Origin of the sequence: Terrabacter aerolatus, assembly GCF_007991735.1 — a bacterium.
GTDB classification, from domain to species: domain Bacteria; phylum Actinomycetota; class Actinomycetes; order Actinomycetales; family Dermatophilaceae; genus Terrabacter; species Terrabacter aerolatus.
The window spans coordinates 40,670-55,569 of sequence record NZ_BJYX01000015.1 but is presented as its reverse complement, the minus strand read 5'-3'; the positions used below and the strand labels follow the sequence as shown (position 1 = coordinate 55,569).

At 71.5% G+C, this 14,900-nt stretch carries 15 protein-coding genes; 5 read left to right on the top strand and 10 right to left on the bottom strand.

The genetic code is table 11. The features are described from left to right. The first annotated feature begins 86 nt into the window (after nucleotides 1-86). Complete coding sequence (locus TAE01_RS13995; RefSeq protein ID WP_147067431.1) at nucleotides 87-1,946, top strand: hypothetical protein; 1,860 nt, start codon at nucleotides 87-89, stop codon at nucleotides 1,944-1,946. Here TAE01_RS13995 and TAE01_RS13990 read toward each other — a convergent pair. Genes TAE01_RS13990 through TAE01_RS13975 form a run of 4 tightly spaced genes read right to left on the bottom strand, consistent with a single transcriptional unit; the run spans nucleotide 1,939 to nucleotide 4,628 of the window. Next, complete coding sequence (locus TAE01_RS13990) at nucleotides 1,939-2,421, bottom strand: hypothetical protein (RefSeq protein ID WP_147067430.1); 483 nt, start codon at nucleotides 2,419-2,421, stop codon at nucleotides 1,939-1,941. The two genes, TAE01_RS13995 and TAE01_RS13990, sit on opposite strands and share 8 nt — an antisense overlap. After that, nucleotides 2,421-3,170, bottom strand: a complete 750-nt coding sequence (locus tag TAE01_RS13985; protein ID WP_147067429.1) for an SDR family NAD(P)-dependent oxidoreductase — start codon at nucleotides 3,168-3,170, stop codon at nucleotides 2,421-2,423. Before TAE01_RS13985 ends, TAE01_RS13990 begins: the two co-directional genes overlap by 1 nt. After that, the gene (locus tag TAE01_RS13980) at nucleotides 3,163-4,380 is read right to left on the bottom strand and encodes an AMP-binding protein (RefSeq protein WP_246111354.1); all 1,218 of its coding nucleotides are present in this window, start codon (nucleotides 4,378-4,380) and stop codon (nucleotides 3,163-3,165) included. Before TAE01_RS13980 ends, TAE01_RS13985 begins: the two co-directional genes overlap by 8 nt. Further along, on the bottom strand, nucleotides 4,377-4,628 hold the full coding sequence (locus TAE01_RS13975) for an acyl carrier protein (protein ID WP_147067428.1): 252 nt from the start codon (nucleotides 4,626-4,628) through the stop codon (nucleotides 4,377-4,379). The genes TAE01_RS13980 and TAE01_RS13975 overlap by 4 nt, the downstream gene beginning before the upstream one ends. A 107-nt stretch (nucleotides 4,629-4,735) precedes the next feature. Between TAE01_RS13975 and pseH the strand changes: the two genes are divergently transcribed. Both pseH and pseI read left to right on the top strand, forming a co-directional pair. Beyond that, entirely contained in the window at nucleotides 4,736-5,227 is a 492-nt protein-coding gene (gene pseH / locus TAE01_RS13970; RefSeq protein ID WP_147067427.1) for a UDP-4-amino-4,6-dideoxy-N-acetyl-beta-L-altrosamine N-acetyltransferase, read from the top strand. A gap of 7 nt (nucleotides 5,228-5,234) precedes the next feature. Further along, nucleotides 5,235-6,311, top strand: a complete 1,077-nt coding sequence (gene pseI, locus TAE01_RS13965) for a pseudaminic acid synthase (protein WP_147067426.1) — start codon at nucleotides 5,235-5,237, stop codon at nucleotides 6,309-6,311. A 69-nt stretch (nucleotides 6,312-6,380) separates the two neighbouring features. On the opposite strand, the gene TAE01_RS13960 is transcribed toward pseI, so the two are convergent. The 3 genes from TAE01_RS13960 to pseB are packed head-to-tail and all read right to left on the bottom strand — an operon-like array spanning nucleotide 6,381 to nucleotide 9,637. Further along, nucleotides 6,381-7,514, bottom strand: a complete 1,134-nt coding sequence (locus TAE01_RS13960; protein WP_186815212.1) for a hypothetical protein — start codon at nucleotides 7,512-7,514, stop codon at nucleotides 6,381-6,383. A 4-nt stretch (nucleotides 7,515-7,518) separates the two neighbouring features. Continuing rightward, the gene (pseC, locus tag TAE01_RS13955) at nucleotides 7,519-8,646 is read right to left on the bottom strand and encodes a UDP-4-amino-4,6-dideoxy-N-acetyl-beta-L-altrosamine transaminase (RefSeq protein WP_147067425.1); all 1,128 of its coding nucleotides are present in this window, start codon (nucleotides 8,644-8,646) and stop codon (nucleotides 7,519-7,521) included. Between the two features lies 1 nt (nucleotide 8,647). Then, nucleotides 8,648-9,637: a UDP-N-acetylglucosamine 4,6-dehydratase (inverting) gene (gene pseB, locus TAE01_RS13950; protein ID WP_147067424.1), complete on the bottom strand. Its 990-nt coding sequence runs from the start codon at nucleotides 9,635-9,637 to the stop codon at nucleotides 8,648-8,650. A 172-nt stretch (nucleotides 9,638-9,809) separates the two neighbouring features. Here pseB and TAE01_RS13945 point away from each other — a divergent pair, with 172 nt between their 5' ends. Together TAE01_RS13945 and TAE01_RS13940 are read left to right on the top strand one after the other, a co-directional pair. After that, nucleotides 9,810-10,859 carry a PseG/SpsG family protein gene (locus TAE01_RS13945; protein ID WP_147067423.1) on the top strand — a complete coding sequence of 350 codons (1,050 nt, stop codon included), beginning with the start codon at nucleotides 9,810-9,812 and terminating at the stop codon, nucleotides 10,857-10,859. A 30-nt stretch (nucleotides 10,860-10,889) separates the two neighbouring features. After that, nucleotides 10,890-12,275 carry a cytidylyltransferase domain-containing protein gene (locus TAE01_RS13940; protein ID WP_147067422.1) on the top strand — a complete coding sequence of 462 codons (1,386 nt, stop codon included), beginning with the start codon at nucleotides 10,890-10,892 and terminating at the stop codon, nucleotides 12,273-12,275. A gap of 75 nt (nucleotides 12,276-12,350) precedes the next feature. Here TAE01_RS13940 and TAE01_RS13935 read toward each other — a convergent pair whose 3' ends face one another. The 3 genes from TAE01_RS13935 to TAE01_RS13925 are packed head-to-tail and all read right to left on the bottom strand — an operon-like array spanning nucleotide 12,351 to nucleotide 14,879. After that, nucleotides 12,351-13,127, bottom strand: a complete 777-nt coding sequence (locus tag TAE01_RS13935; protein WP_246111353.1) for an ABC transporter ATP-binding protein — start codon at nucleotides 13,125-13,127, stop codon at nucleotides 12,351-12,353. Between the two features lies 1 nt (nucleotide 13,128). Next, on the bottom strand, nucleotides 13,129-13,923 hold the full coding sequence (locus tag TAE01_RS13930) for an ABC transporter permease (protein WP_147067421.1): 795 nt from the start codon (nucleotides 13,921-13,923) through the stop codon (nucleotides 13,129-13,131). Next, complete coding sequence (locus TAE01_RS13925; protein ID WP_371860839.1) at nucleotides 13,923-14,879, bottom strand: glycosyltransferase family 2 protein; 957 nt, start codon at nucleotides 14,877-14,879, stop codon at nucleotides 13,923-13,925. Before TAE01_RS13925 ends, TAE01_RS13930 begins: the two co-directional genes overlap by 1 nt. Nucleotides 14,880-14,900: the final 21 nt, after the last annotated feature.

The window sequence follows — 14,900 nt, the reverse complement described above, 5'->3', positions numbered from 1 at the left end:
GCTCCTGCACGGCATCGCTATTGTAGTCAGGTCATCCGGACCGGCTCTGCCGTGGCTCCGGGGACCCACCACGAGAGGACCACGAGTTGACCGCCCACGTGAGCGACCAGGACGTCCAGCGCGACGCCATCTCCGGAGCACGCATCCTTGTCGGCGACATGCTGATGTGGTCCGACCTCGAGACGCTGGAGACCCCGCTGGCGGTGCGCGAGGTGGTCCGGACGGCGATCTCCGCGCAGCGTCCGCGACGGGTGCTGCTGGCCGGTCCGCGTGCGGGCCTGCTCGTCGACGCGGTTCCCACCGACGTGCGGGTCGACCTGCTCGTCCGCGCACTGCCCGACGCCCGCATCCTCGGCGACCGTGCGGGGCTGCACGAGAGCTCCGACATCTACTGCGGCGGTCTCGACGTCTTCTCCCCGGGGCACACCTACGACCTCATCGTGGCGCTCGGCGGCCCCGCGCGCCTGCTCGGTCCCGACTCCCGGGGGCTCACCGAGGCCGAGACCGTGGCGCGGCTCGCGGCCCTGCTCGACGAGGGCGGTCGCATCGTCGTCGACCTCGCCAACGAGATGGGCTTCACCGACCTCGTCTCGGCGCTGCCCGACGAGACGCTCGAGTCCGACGCCGGCTGGTACGTCGGGGCGGCCGGCTTCAGCCCGCGGCACGTCTTCGCCCGGGAGCGCTCGACCCTCCTCGAGCAGCAGGGCCTGCACGCCGAGGCGACCTTCGCCGCGCTGCCCTCCGTCGACCAGCACAGCCTCCTCGTCCGCGACGACGCCGTGCAGCACGAGCGGGTGCGCGACCGCGTCGGCGTCCGCGCGGGCCAGGCCATGGACGAGCACTTCTCGACGACCCCGATGCTGCGCGAGCCCCGGGCCGTGCTGCAGCGCATCGTCGACGCCGGCATGCTCGACGAGCTCGCCCCCGCCTGGGTGGTGCTCGCCACGAAGGGCGCGGCCGCGACCGAGGTGCCGGCCTACCCGGCGATCGTGTCGGCCGAGCGTGAGACCGACAACCCGTGGAGCACCGTCGCGGTGGTCTCCCAGGACGACACCGAGACCCTGGCGTGGGCACGCCCGCGTGCCGACGACGAGATCAGCGAGGGCAAGCTGTCCCGCAGCCTCATCCCCTCCTACGGCGGTCGTTCCTTCGAGCTCGAGCTGCGGCAGGCCTGCGCGACGCGACGCCACGCCGCCATCCGCAGCCGGGTGAAGCGGTATGCCGCGTGGCTGGCTGACCCGACCGTGTGGACGAGGCAGACGGCGGAGCGCCGCTACTTCGCCACCCCGGCCAACACCCTCGTCCAGGGCGACCGGCTCACGATGGCCGACGCGTCCTGGCGCCGCACCGGCATCGTGTCCGCCGAGGACGCCCTCGTCCGGGGCCTGCGCGACTTCGCGCGGCGGCTGCTCGCCTCCGGCTCGCCGCACCCGTGGCGCCCGTCCGTGACGCCCGACGAGCTGACGGTCACCCTGGCGTCGATGACGGGGCTCACCGTCACCCACGCGGTCATCGCCCGCGTCGCGCGCATCGAGGCCGAGGTCGCCTCGACGGTCGCCGGACGCCCCGAGGACCTCGACGAGCTGCTCTCGCGCAACCTCGAGCAGGGCGAGTACGCCCGCGACCTGCCGGCCCCCGACGAGGTCGGTTTCCGTGAGCTGCTCACCCACCACCGCGTCATCTCGCGCGAGCTGCGCGAGAAGCAGGGTCAGGTCGCCTGGCTCGAGGGCACCCTCCGGCACCGTGACCGCTACATCCGGCGGCTCGAGAAGGTCATCGAGCGCTACGAGGAGACCCTGACCTACCGCGCGGTCGAGGCCTTGCGGGCCCCGCGTCGCATCGCCACCGAGAAGGCGGTCTCCGTCGCGAAGTCGACGGCGCAGGAGGCCCTGCCGCCCGGCGCGATGAACAAGGCACGACAGCTGGCGGCGCGCGTCCTCAAGTGACGTCGGTGGTGGTGGCCCACGACAACCCCTGGGCCACCACCACGTCCGCCACGCGGCGGACGAGCCAGTGCACCTCGACGCCGTGGCGTCGGACGGGACTCGACGTGACGGGCGGGCCGCCCACGAGCACGACCATCGGGACGTCGGCGAGCTTGGCGAGGACCTCGGTGGCGCACCACCGGTCCCAGAACCGTTGCGCGTCCAGTGCCTCTCCCCCGGCCTGCCACCGGGCCGCCACCGTCGGAGGAACGGCTTGACGGGACAGCTCCGCATCGACCGCGCGGGCAGCAGGGAGGTCGTCCACGCATACGTCGTCGGCGTCGCGGAGCCCGGCCGCGGGCAGGACCCAGCAGACCACCCGGCCGTCGGCCAGGTGGGAGTGGGTGCCCCCGTCGCACCGGTGCCCGTCCCGGGCCTCGATGACGACGGGGTGCTCGCGGACCGCTCGCGAGAGCAGGTCCGCCCGCGCCTGCATCAGATGCTGTTGCCGCCGTCGACCGTGATGACCTGGCCGTTGATGTTGGTGTCCTGGAAGAGCAGCGTGTTGACGACCGGCACGATGTTCTCGGGCTCGACGAGCCGGTTCGAAGGCGTGCGACGGGTGATCGTGTCGAGCTGCGTCTGGCCGAGCACCGAGCTCATCTCGGAGGCGAAGAAGCCGGGAGCGACGCTGTTGACGAGGACCCGACCGTGCATCTCGCGGGCCAGCGTGCGCATGGCGCTGTCGAGGCCGCCCTTCGTCGCGGAGTAGGCGACGAGGCCGGAGTAGCCGCGCTGGGCGCAGACGGACGTCACCATGACGATGCGCCCGCGGTTGCCCTTGGCCATGATCCGACGCAGGACCGCCCGGGCGAGCAGCAGCGGCGCCGTCAGGTTGGTCTCGATGATCCGCGCGATGTGCTCCGGCGAGGTGTGCACGTGGAGGCTGTCCTGGCCCATGGCGGCGTTGTTGACGAGCGCGTCGATCGGGCCGAGGCGGGACTCCGCCTCCTTGAGGAACGCGTTGACGGCCTTGACGTCGGTGACGTCGACCGACGCGGCGACCACGCGGTCGGGATGTGCGGCGGCCACGGCCTCGAGCTCGGGGGTGACGGTGCGCGCGAAGGCCGCGACCTTGGCGCCCTGGGCGAGGATGTCCTCGACGATCGCGAGGCCGAGCCCGCGCGAGCCGCCCGAGACGACGACGACCGTTGCGGGGCCGATGGGTTCGGTCTTGTCAGACATCGCTTTTCAGGGTCTCCTTGATCGGGATCTGGTCGAGGAACCGCACCCGACGGGGCACGGAGTAGTCCGGGAGCCGTTCCGAGCACCAGGCCGTCAGCTCCGCGGTGGTGGCCTCGCCGGAGAGCACGACGTCGGCCGTCACCATGCTGCCGACGATGGGGGCCTTGCGGCCGCGCACCGAGGCCCAGGCCACGGCCGGGTGGGCCTGGAGGACGTCGCGCACGGCCGAGGCCGACGCCTTCGCGCCGCCGACGTTGATCTCGTCGGAGGCGATGCGGCCGGTGATGAGCACTCGGCCGTCGACGACCTCGACCCGGTCGCCGGTGCGGAGCACCCGGTCGATGCCCTCGCCGCGCTTGGGCGAGGCGATGAGCAGCTCACCGTCGTCGACGGTCAGCGTGGCCCGGCCCTCCATCTCGCGGCCGAGCCACTCCTGCGGGAAGCCGGCCCGCCCGTCGTGGACGGCGATGGTGGCCCCGGCCTCGCTCGAGGCGTAGATCCACGAGACGCGCGCCGCGGGGAACATCTCGGTCAGGCGGGTCAGGATCGCCTGGTCGACGGGCTCGCCGCCGAGGGTGACCTGCTCGAGGGGCAGGGCGGCGACGCTGTCGGGGTCGCGGTAGAGCGCCTGGCGCCAGAACGTCGGAGTGCCCGAGGCGGCAGTGACGCCGACCTCGAGGGCCCGTGCCGGCCACGTGTCGAGCTCGTCGGGCTCGATGAAGAGCACGTCCTGGCCCGGGTGGGCGATGCTCAGCGTCACGACCTGCCACCACGCGTACGCGCCGTGGGCGTAGGGACACAGCCAGGTGCGCCGGGGCTGGTCGCCGGCCACGGTGGTGAGCGAGGCCAGGGTGTGCGCCACCTGCTTCGGGCGGCCCGTGCTGCCGCTCGTCAGGAGCCAGACCCGACCGGGCGTCGCGTCGCGGGCCGTCGTCGGAGCGTCGACGCGGTCACCGTCGACGACCGCGAGGCCGGCGTCGCGCAGCCCCTCGGCGAGGTCCGGCGTCAGGCGGGACCGCGAGGCGACGAGCACCTCGAGGTCACCCGTGGCCGCGGCCCACACGGCGCGGGCAGCGTCGTGGTTGTCGCCGACGGCGACGGCCGACGCGGCCGGCAGCTGCATCGCCTCGAGCTGGTCCCAGCGGCCGTCGAAGCCGCGGGTGATGATCCGGTTGGCGGCGCCGGCGAGACCGCCAGCTCCCGCGCTCACGCGGCCTGGAGCTGCTCGAGGAAGTCGAGCACGTCGGAGATCGTCGCGATCTGGCGCAGCTCGGGTGCGTCGAAGTTCAGCTCGTCGCCGATCTCGTCCTCGACACGCAGGGCGAGCTCGGAGAAGTCGAGGGAACGGAAGCCGATCTCCTCGAGGTTCGCGGAGTCGCTCTCAGGCATCGACTTGCCCTGGGCCTGAAGGACCTCGGCCATCATCGTCCGGATCGCGTCACGGCTCAGTGCGCTCATGTTTCCGCCTTGGGCTGGGGGGATGGGGCGTCCGGTAGTCTAACAACGAATCCCCCACCGACCGCCGCGGCCCCATGGTGCCCGCGGCGTCCTCATGAGGAGGTCAGATGCTCCGTCCCGCAACCGATGCCGACAGCGCGGACGTGCTCCGCTGGCGCAACCACCCCGAGGTGCGTGCCGTGTCGCTGACGCAGCACGAGATCACCGACGAGGAGCATGCCGCCTTCTGGGCGGCGACGCGCGAGACCGACGCCCGCGAGATCTGGATCTACGTGCGCCACGACGTCCCGTCCGGGGTCGTGACCTACTTCGACATCGACCGCGAGGCCGGTAGCGCCTGGTGGGGCTACTACCTCGACAACGAGGGCCTCAAGGAGCGCGGCGAGCTGCTCCCCGCCTGGATCGAGATCCAGCGCCAGGCCAAGCGACTCGCCTTCGACGAGCTCGGCCTGACGACCCTCGAGGGCGAGGTCCTCGAGGCCAACGAGGCCGTGCGACGGTTCAACAGACGCAATGGTTTCGAGGAGATCGAGCGTTACACCCACGACATCGACGGCACCCCGACACCCGTGCTGCGGGTTCGAGCCACGAAGGACTGAACGACAGATGAGCACCCCGGTCGAAACACCAGCCACGACGTCCCTGACGATCGGCGGCGTGCCCGTCGGACCCGACGCGCCGCCGTTCATCATCGCGGAGATGTCGGGCAACCACGACGGCAGCCTGGACAAGGCCCTCGAGATCGTCCGGATGGCGGCCGAGGCCGGCGCCCACGCGATCAAGCTCCAGACATACACCGCCGACACGATCACCATCGACGTCGACAAGCCCGAGTTCCGCCTCTCCGAGGACCACGAGCTGTGGGGCTCGCGCCGGCTCTACGAGCTGTACGAGGAGGCCCACACCCCGTGGGAGTGGCACGAGCCGATCTTCGACCTGGCACGTGAGCTCGGCCTGCTCGCCTTCTCGAGCCCCTTCGACCCGACCGCGGTCGAGTTCCTCGAGAGCCTCGACGTGCCGGCCTACAAGATCGCGTCGTCGGAGATCGTCGACCTCCCCCTCATCCGTCTCGCCGCCCGCACCGGCAAGCCGCTCATCATCTCGACGGGGATGGCGTCGGTCGGCGAGATCGCGGCCGCCGTCGAGGCGGCACACTCCACCGGCAACCGCCAGGTCATGCTGCTCTCCTGCACCGTCAGCTACCCGGCCGACCCCGCCTCGTCCAACCTGCGCGGCATCCCCGTCATGCGCGAGGCCTTCGGCGTCCCGGTGGGCCTGTCGGACCACACGATGGGCATCGGCGCGGCCGTCGCCTCGGTCGCCTTCGGATCGGTCCTCGTCGAGAAGCACGTCACGATGTCCCGCGAGGAGGGCGGCGTCGACTCGGCCTTCTCGCTCGAGCCGGACGAGCTCGCCGCACTGGTCCGCGAGACCAAGGTCGCCTGGCAGGCGCTCGGCGAGCCGCGCATCGGCGCTCGTGAGGCCGAGCGCGAGGGCCTGCGCTTCCGCCGCTCGCTCTTCGTCGTCGAGGACGTCAAGGCCGGTGACCCCGTGACCGCGGCCAACGTGCGGTCCATCCGCCCCGCCAACGGCCTGGCCCCGGACGCCTTCTCGCTCGTCGAGTCCAAGCGGTTCACCCGCGACGTCGAGCGCGGCACGCCGATGTCCTGGGACCTCGTCTGAGTCCACCAGCCCGACGGGAAAGGGCCCCCGACGCGATGTCGCGTCGGGGGCCCTTCCTCGTCCTGGGCCTCAGGACTCGTCGGTGGAGACCGAGCTGCCCTCCGGGTTGCCCACCGAGGGCACGGCGGCATCGCCGGTCGGCTCCGCCCCACCGGTGCGCTGGTCCCGGTCACGGCTCTCGGACTTGGTCTCGGCGTGCTTGCCGTGGTCCTGGTCGTCCTCGACGGTGACGTCGATCGAGCCGAGGAGGCTCGAGGGCTCCTCCGCACCCGGCGCACGGTGGCTCTCCGAGCGGTGGCTCCTGCGCCGACGGCGCGTGAAGACGGACATGTCGACCTCGAGCGGCGGGGCCGGCGGGGGCGGACCGGGCTTGGCGATCTCGTCGGCCCACCCGAACGCGTCGATGACCTCCTCGGGCAGGAGCATCTCGTCGGCGCCGAGCTCGCGGTTGGCGACGTCCGCGGCATAGTCCATCGGGACGGAGAACTGGTGCATCTCCGGCCAGATCCGTCGGGGCTTGCCGACGCCACCGAGCACCGCGTGGTCGGACTCGAGGGCCATGGGGTCGCCGTAGACCCCGACCTCGACACCGGCCGACGCGGCATACAGGATCGCGCTGCTCATCCGGTTGCTGACGACGCGCCGGTGTCCACGCATCTCGTGCAGCTGGCGGTAGAGGAACGCGACGTCGGTGTCCTGCCACAGGTAACCGCGCTGTCCGTGGGTCACGACGCGCACGCCGGCGTCCTCGTACTCGCGGCGCACCTTGGGGTTGTCGTACTCGTTCCAGTGGAGGCACACCGTGATGGGCACGTCGCCCTCGGCGGCCTTCACCTCCTCGATGTATGCCGTGTGGCTGCCGAGGACCTGCTGGCCCTCCCACCCGTGGAACGGGTAGACGATCGTCCCGGTGGGCGGCTCGGCCGTGGCGAGCCACTCCTTCTGCCGCTCGAGCTCGAGGAGGTAGAGCCACGGGGCGGCGACGACCATGTAGTTGCGCAGGCCCGCGGCCCAGCCACGCCGGGCGCAGGCCTCGGACCAGACGAACTTGGGGTACTGCGGGGTGAAGACGGTCCCGACGGCGAAGCCGTCGTGCATGTTCCACCCGTGCTGGAGGTAGCCCCAGATGCGGGGCGGCGCCTCGAGGCCGACGTAGCGGGCCATGATGTGCGCGTGACCGTAGAAGTGGTTCGCGTGGTGCACGGGATCAGCCTCCGACGGCGGCGCGGACGGCGTCGATGACCTGGTCGACGTGGGCGTCGGTCAGCTCGGCGTGCATCGGCAGCGACAGCTCCTCGGCGTAGAACTGCTCGGCGTTGGGGCACATGCCGCGCGTGAAGCCCATGTCCTCGAAGAGCGGGTGCCAGTAGACGGGGATGTAGTTGACCTGGACGCCCACCCCGGCGGCGCGCATCGAGTCGAACACCTGGCGGCGGCGGCCGTCGAGGACGCGCAGCGGGTAGAGGTGCCAGATCGGGTCGACGTGCTCACGCTGGGTCGGCAGACGGATCCCGTCGACACCGGCGAGGCCCTCCTGGTAGCGGGCGAAGATCGCGGCCCGGCGCGCCTTGAACGACGCGAGGCGCTTCAGCTGGCTGAGGCCCAGCGCCGCGAGCACGTCGGGCAGGCGGTAGTTGAGGCCGTACTCGTGCACCTCCTGGTGCCACGGGCCCTCGTCGGGGTAGCGCATCGCGTCCCGGTCGCGGACCAGCCCGATGAAGTGGAAGCGGTGCGCCCGCTCGCCGAGCTCGGCGTCGAGGGTGGCGACGGCGCCGCCCTCGGCCGTCGTCATGTTCTTCGTCGGGAAGAACGAGAAGGTCGTGAGGTCGGCCAGCGACCCCACGGGCCGGCCCTTGTACGTCGAGCCGATCGAGTGCGCCGCGTCCTCGACGACGAGCGCACCGACGCGGCGTGCCGTCTCGTTGATCGCGTCGATCTCGATGGGGTGACCGGCGTAGTCGACGCCGGCGATGACCTTGGTCCGGTCGGTGACGGACGCGTCGAGGGCCACCGGGTCGATGTTGGCGGTGTCCTCCTCGACGTCGACGAAGCGCACCTTGGCCCCGAGGGCCACCGCGCACGATGCGGTCGCGACGAAGGTCATCGGCGTCGTGACGACCTCGTCCCCGGGACCGACGCCGGCTGCGGCATACGCGATGTGCAGGGCGGCGGTGCCGCTCGTCGCGCTGACGCACCGGGTGGCTCCGGTGAGACTCTCGAGCTCGTGCTCGAAGGCCGTGACCGTCGGGCCCGTGGTGAGCCAGTCACCGCGGAGGACCTGCGCCACCGCCTCGACGTCGTCCTCGTTGACCGACTGGCGTCCGTAGGGGATCAACTCAGATACCCGCCTCGAGCATCTCGCGGATCTCGTCGGCACCGATCCAGAGGTCGTTCTTGTCGGAGGCGCAGTGGAAGCCCTCGGGGACGGGCGTGCCGTCGGTGCGCGGCTTGTAGCCCCACGTCGCGAGCTCGGGCTCGAGGACGTAGTACTTGCCGTCCATGATCATGATGGCGCGGCGACCCTCCTCGGGGCTGATCATCTCCTCGTGCAGCTTCTCGCCGGGGCGCAGGCCGATGTCGTGCATCTTGGCGCCCGGCGCGATCGCCTGCGCGAGGTCGGTGACGAGGTGCGAGGGGATGTGCGGGACGACGAGCTCGCCACCCTGCATGAGCTCGAAGGTGTCGAGGACCATCTGCACGGCCTCGGGCAGCGTGATGAGGAAGCGCGTGCACCGCAGGTCGGTGATGGGCAGCGACTCCCCCGCCTCGTGCAGGGCTCGGAACTTGGGGATGATCGAGCCGCGCGAGCCGGTCACGTTGCCGTAGCGCACCACGGCGAAACGCGAGGGGTACTGCGCCGCGTAGTGGTTGCCGAGGATGAAGAGCTTGTCGGCCGTCAGCTTGGTCGCGCCGTAGAGGTTGATCGGGGAGCTCGCCTTGTCGGTCGAGAGCGCGACGACCTTCTTGACGCCGGCGTCGATGGACGCCTCGATGACGTTCTGGCTGCCGAGGACGTTGGTCTTGACGAACTCGTGCGGGTTGTACTCGCCGGTGTCGACCTGCTTGAGGGCTGCGGCGTGGACGACGTAGTCGGTGCCGTGCATGGCCCGACGCAGGCGCTCGAGGTCGCGGACGTCGCCGATGAACCAGCGCAGACGGGGGTCGTCGTTGAAGAGCTGGCGGGCTTCCCACTGCTTCAGCTCGTCGCGGCTGTAGACGATGACCCTCTTGGGGTCGTGGTGGTCCAGCACCTCGCGGATGAACGCCTTGCCGAAGGACCCGGTCCCACCTGTGACGAGGATCGACGACCCTTCGAGAATGCTCACCCTTTGACCTCCTGGTCGTGTGTGTCGGAACAGACGACAGGGCCACCGATCCCTGCGGGTGGCCTGCTCGCGACGCGCAGCGCGCCACCCGAGAGATTAACAGTATTCGCGTGTCGCCCTCTGCCGTGGCGTCGCGGCCGGGGCCCGTCACCGGCTACGGCACACTGGGCGCATGCGTCTTCATGTCGGCCTGCGCTGCGACGGCGGGGCCGAGCTCGGGGTGGGTCACGTGATCCGCTGCCTCGCGCTCGCCGAGGAGCTCCTCTCGCGTGGTCACGCGGTCAGCCTGGTCGGTGACGTCGGCGGTGTCCCCTGGGTCGAGGAGCAGGTGCGCGAGCGCGGTCTCGGGCGTCACGACGCGCCGTCCGACCCGGACGAGCTGGCCGCCCTCGCCGCCCGTCTCGGGCTCGACGTCATGGTGCTCGACGGCTACCTCCTGGATCCCCGGTGCGGCTCGGCCCTGCGGGCGGCCGGCGTCACGGTGCTCGCCGTCTCCGACGGACCGTTCGGGGCCGAGCAGGAGGCCGACCTCGTCCTGGACCAGAACCTCGGCGCCGTCGCCGACCCGGCACGGTCGGGAGTGGCCCTCACGGGTCTCGGCTTCGTCCTCTTCCGTGACCAGGTGCTGCGCCGGCGCCGCACGCCCGAGACGCCGGCGAGCCCCGGCTCACCGACGCGGGTGCTGACGGTCTTCGGTGGCACGGACCCGTATGCCGCCGGCCCGGTCGTCGTGCCCCTGCTGCTCGCGACCGGGCTGCCGGTCCACGTCGTCGCCGTCGCGGCCCGCGCCGAGATCGCCGAGCGGCTCCGGGCGCTCGACACGGGGCCCGGCCAGAGCCTGGAGGTCGTCCCACCCGTCGAGGACCTCGCCGCCCTCGCCGTCACGTGCGACCTGGCCGTCACGGCCGCCGGCTCGTCGGTGTGGGAGTTCCTCTGCCTCGGCGTGCCCGCGGCCCTCGTCTGCGTCACCGACAACCAGGCCGTCGGCTACGACGCGGTGGCCGCCGAGGGCGTGGCCGTCCCCGTCGGCGTGCTGTCCGCCCTGCGCGACGACCCCGCGGCCCGCTCCACCGCGGTCGAGGCACTGCACCGTCTCGTCGAGGACCCCGCCGCTCGGCTCGAGCTGACCGACCGGGGACAGCGACTCGTCGACGGGCGCGGCCGCCAGCGGGTGGCCGACGCCATCGAGCACCACCGCCTGACCGTCACCACGGGCCCCTGAGCCCGGTCCCACCCCAGCACAGGAGAAGCAGTGCCCCGCACCCGAGTCGTCATCCAGTCCCGCCTCAACTCCTCCCGCCTCCCGGGCAAGGCCATGCTCACGATCGCCGGTATGCCGCTCATCGAGCTCGTGGCGCGCCGAGCGGGCCGCACGGGACACGAGGTCGTCGTCGCGACGAGCGCCGAGCAGTACGACGAGCGCATCGCCAGCCACCTGCACGCCGTGGGGATCGAGGTCGTGCGCGGTTCGCTGGACGACGTGCTCGGGCGCTTCGTGCAGGCGACGGCCGATCTGGACGAGACGGACCGGGTCGTGCGACTGACCGGTGACAACCCGCTGGCCGACGCCGACCTCGTCGACGAGCTCATCGCCGCGGTCGACGCGTCGGGGCACACCTACGGCCGGGTCGACATCGAGCGGGTCCCCGAGGGCCTCGGCGCCGAGGTCTTCACCGTCCGAGCGCTCCGCGACGCCGACGAGCAGGCCACCGCCTCCTACGACCGCGAGCACGTCACCCCGTGGCTTCGCCGCACGCTCGGTGAGCTGCTCTTCGTGCCGGTGGGCTGCCCCGACGGCGTCGAGGCCTACCGGGCCACGGTCGACGTCCTCGGTGACTACGTCCGCGTCTCGAGCCTCTTCGACGGCGAGTCCGATCCGGTGGGACAGCCGTGGCCCACGCTGATGACCCGCCTCGTCGAGCGCGTCGACGGGGCCGGAGCCCGGGTCACGGCCGTCCGCACCGACGCCGGGCGCCTGTCACGGGTCGTGCTCTCGGCCCGCAACTTCGACGTCGCGACGCGCGACGAGCGACCGGCCGAGCGCGCTGAGCGGTTGCGTTCCCTCATCGCCGAGGCCATCGAGCGAGGCGTCACCCACATCGAGGTCGGGCGCGCCGACGGGCGCAGCGAGGAGCTGCTCCAGGCGTGCGCCGAGCCCGCGCTCGTCAAGCGGTTCGGCATCATCTCGCGCGTCGCGCCGCGCCCGCTCGAGGACGAGTCCGCCATCGCCGACGAGCTCGCCGTCGAGGCCTCGGTGGAGCGCACCTTCGCCAGCCTCGGACGGCGGGGCGTCGACGTGCTCGTCTTCCCCGGCTCCGTCGCCGCGGCCCGTGGCTGGGAGCGCGCTCGTGCCTACCGTGAGGATCGGCTGGTCTCGGTGCTCGGCCTCGTGGTCGAGGACGCCGCGGACCTCGCCTGGGCCGTCGGGACCCCGGACGTCGCCTACGTCGAGGTGCGCGGTCACGAGTCGCTCGACGAGTCCCAGCTCACGGCTCTTCGGGACCGCGGCTGCGCGCTCGTCGTCGAGGCCGCCGGCGAGACGCTGCCCTCGTGGGCCACGACCGACCTCGTCACGACCGTCGAGCCCGAGGTGCTCGACCACGCCATCCGCGCCTTCGGGACGCAGCGCACGGCCTGAGCCGACGGCAACGGCCCCCGGGACGGTGTCCCGGGGGCCGTTGCGGCCTGTGCTCCGTGAGCCGGACCGGCAGGATCAGGCCGGCTTGGCGTTGTAGAGCTCGAGGATGTCGTCCATCGAACCGTCGGCCTCGAGCCGGCCGCCCTTGAGGTAGAGACCCCGGGTGCAGAAGCGTCGGAGATCCGGCTCGGAGTGCGACACGAGGAAGAGCGTGCGGCCCTGGGCCAGCAGTGTCTCCATGCGCTCGTAGCACTTCTCGCGGAAGTCCTTGTCACCGACGGCGAGCACCTCGTCGACGAGGACGATCGGCTCGTCGAGCGTCGTGATGAGCGCGAAGCCGAGACGCACCTGCATGCCGGAGGAGAAGTGCCGGAAGGGCATGTCGAGGCCGGCGCGGACCTGCGGGCCGGCGAAGTCGATGATCTCGTCGAAGCGCTCTTCGATCGCCTGCTTGTCGAGGCCGTGCAGGCCCGCCGTCAACATGACGTTGTCCCGGGCCGACAGCTCGCCGAGGAAGCCGCCGGTGAGCTCGATGAGGGGGGCCACCCCGCCGTTGACCTTCACCGTGCCCTCGTCGGGCAGCAGCACCCCGGCGATCATCTTGAGCAGCGTGCTCTTGCCGCCGCCGTTGGAGCCGACGAGCCCGACGGCCTCGCCGGGACCGACCCGGAACGAGACGTCCTTGAGGGCCCAGAAGGTCTCGGTGGGCGCGGTGTTCTCACGGCGCAGGACCATCTCGCGCAGCGACAGCTTGCGACGGCGGGACCGGTAGAACTCGATCCCGAGCCCGTCGGCCGTGATGACGTCCCGGTTGCTCGTCGCGCTGGACTCCTGACCGGCGAGGGAAGCCACCTCAGATCTCCTTCAGGACGGCACGCTCCATGCGTGCGAACGAGATGGCGCCCCAGACGAGGAACCCGATCGACATGAGCGCTCCCACGACCAGCGGGGCGATCTTCAGCGGTTGCGGGAAGAAACCAGCGCGGTACAGCTCGAGGATCCCGCTCAGAGGGTTGAACCACAGGGCGGTCTGCAGCCAGTGCGGCGCCCGGTCGAGCGTGTAGATGATCGGGGTGCCGTAGAAGAGCATCCGCAGCACGATCCGCACGACCCGGATCGTGTCGTCGGCGAGCACCGTGGCGGGGGCGAGGAGCAGCCCGATGCCGGTCTGGAAGATGAACTGCAGGACCAGGGCCACCGGGAACAGGACGAGGCGCCAGTTGAGCTTCGTCTCGCCCGTGAAGACGTAGACGACGACGAAGGCGAAGAGCACCGGCAGGGAGAGCACGAACTCGATGCCCTTGGAGATGACCACCCGCACGACCCAGAGCTCACGCGGCAGGTTCGTCGACCGGACGAGCTTGGCCTCGGAGATGAGCGAGCGGGCGCTCTCGTTGATCGAGGCGTTGAACCACTGCCAGGGCAGGAGCCCGACGATGAGGAAGAGGAAGTACGGCTTGTGCCCGGCGTCGCTGCGCTGGAAGATCACCGCGAAGACGAGGAAGTAGATGAGGGCCATCGCCAGGGGGTCGATGATCGTCCACAGGTAGCCGAGCCAGCTCCGGGCGTAGCGCACACGCAGGTCGCGTTGGACCAGGGTGCGCAGGATCGCCCGCTGCGCCCAGATCCGGGTAAGGCGCTCCAGCATCACGACTCGTCTCCTTCGGGGACCAACCGGTCCGGCCTGCTGGTGAGGAAGCCCCAGCCCCAGCTCATGTGCATCGTCGCCAGGACCCCTGGCACGCGCATCGCCACCGCGGGCTTCTCCGCCCTCGCTATCGCCACTCCCCCGACGCCGATCCCGGCCGCGTAGGCGGCGGGGATCGCCCAGAGCGGCCGCCAGACGAGGCCTCCGACGAGGCCGGCCGCGACCGCGACGAGGGCCGTGGGGGGCGCGAGGTAGCGGGCGTTGATCGAGCCCTTGTGACGCGTGGCCACGACGCGGCGCCAGCGGCCGTAGTCGCGGTACTGGCGGCCGAGCGCACGCAGGTCGGGGCGCGGGCGGTACTCCACCGTCAGGGCGGGGTCGAACCAGACGACTCCGCCGGCCTGGCGGATGCGGTAGTTGAGCTCCCAGTCCTGGGCGCGGGTGAACCGCGGGTCGTAGCCGCCTGCGGCCTCGAGCCACGCGCGGCGGAAGACCCCGAGGTAGACGGTGTCGGCCGGACCGGGCTCGCCTCCGGTGTGGAAGCGCGCGCCGCCCACGCCGAGGGGTGAGGTCATCGCCACGGCGACGGCACGCTCGGTGTCGGTGACGCCCTGGGCCAGCATGACCCCGCCCACGTTGGCGGCTCCGGTCTCCTCGAGCACGCGCACCGCGTGCTCGATGTAGCCGTCACTGAGGAAGCCGTGGCCGTCGACGCGCACGATGATGTTGTGGTCGGCCGCGGCGACGGCGAGGTTGAGCGCCTCCGGGGTCCGTCCCGACGGGTTCTCGACGACGATGATCCGCGGATCGCGCTCGGCGAGGCGCCGGGCGACCCCGAGGGTGTCGTCGTGACCGGGGCCGACGGCCAGCACGATCTGGATCTCACCGGGGTAGCGCTGGTGGACGACGGCGCCGACCGCCTCCTCCAGGTGCCGTTCCTCGTTGAGCAGCGGCATGATGACGCTGACCGGAGGTGT

Bases quoted from the DNA above. Each gene is read 5' to 3' on its own strand.
- TAE01_RS13945 (WP_147067423.1), top strand. From the start codon at position 9,810: ATGCGTCTTCATGTCGGCCTGCGCTGCGACGGCGGGGCCGAGCTCGGG.
- pseH (WP_147067427.1), top strand. From the start codon at position 4,736: ATGCTCCGTCCCGCAACCGATGCCGACAGCGCGGACGTGCTCCGCTGG.
- TAE01_RS13990 (WP_147067430.1), bottom strand. From the start codon at position 2,421: ATGCAGGCGCGGGCGGACCTGCTCTCGCGAGCGGTCCGCGAGCACCCC.
- TAE01_RS13975 (WP_147067428.1), bottom strand. From the start codon at position 4,628: ATGAGCGCACTGAGCCGTGACGCGATCCGGACGATGATGGCCGAGGTC.
- pseI (WP_147067426.1), top strand. From the start codon at position 5,235: ATGAGCACCCCGGTCGAAACACCAGCCACGACGTCCCTGACGATCGGC.
- TAE01_RS13925 (WP_371860839.1), bottom strand. From the start codon at position 14,879: ATGCCGCTGCTCAACGAGGAACGGCACCTGGAGGAGGCGGTCGGCGCC.
- TAE01_RS13985 (WP_147067429.1), bottom strand. From the start codon at position 3,170: ATGTCTGACAAGACCGAACCCATCGGCCCCGCAACGGTCGTCGTCGTC.
- TAE01_RS13930 (WP_147067421.1), bottom strand. From the start codon at position 13,923: ATGCTGGAGCGCCTTACCCGGATCTGGGCGCAGCGGGCGATCCTGCGC.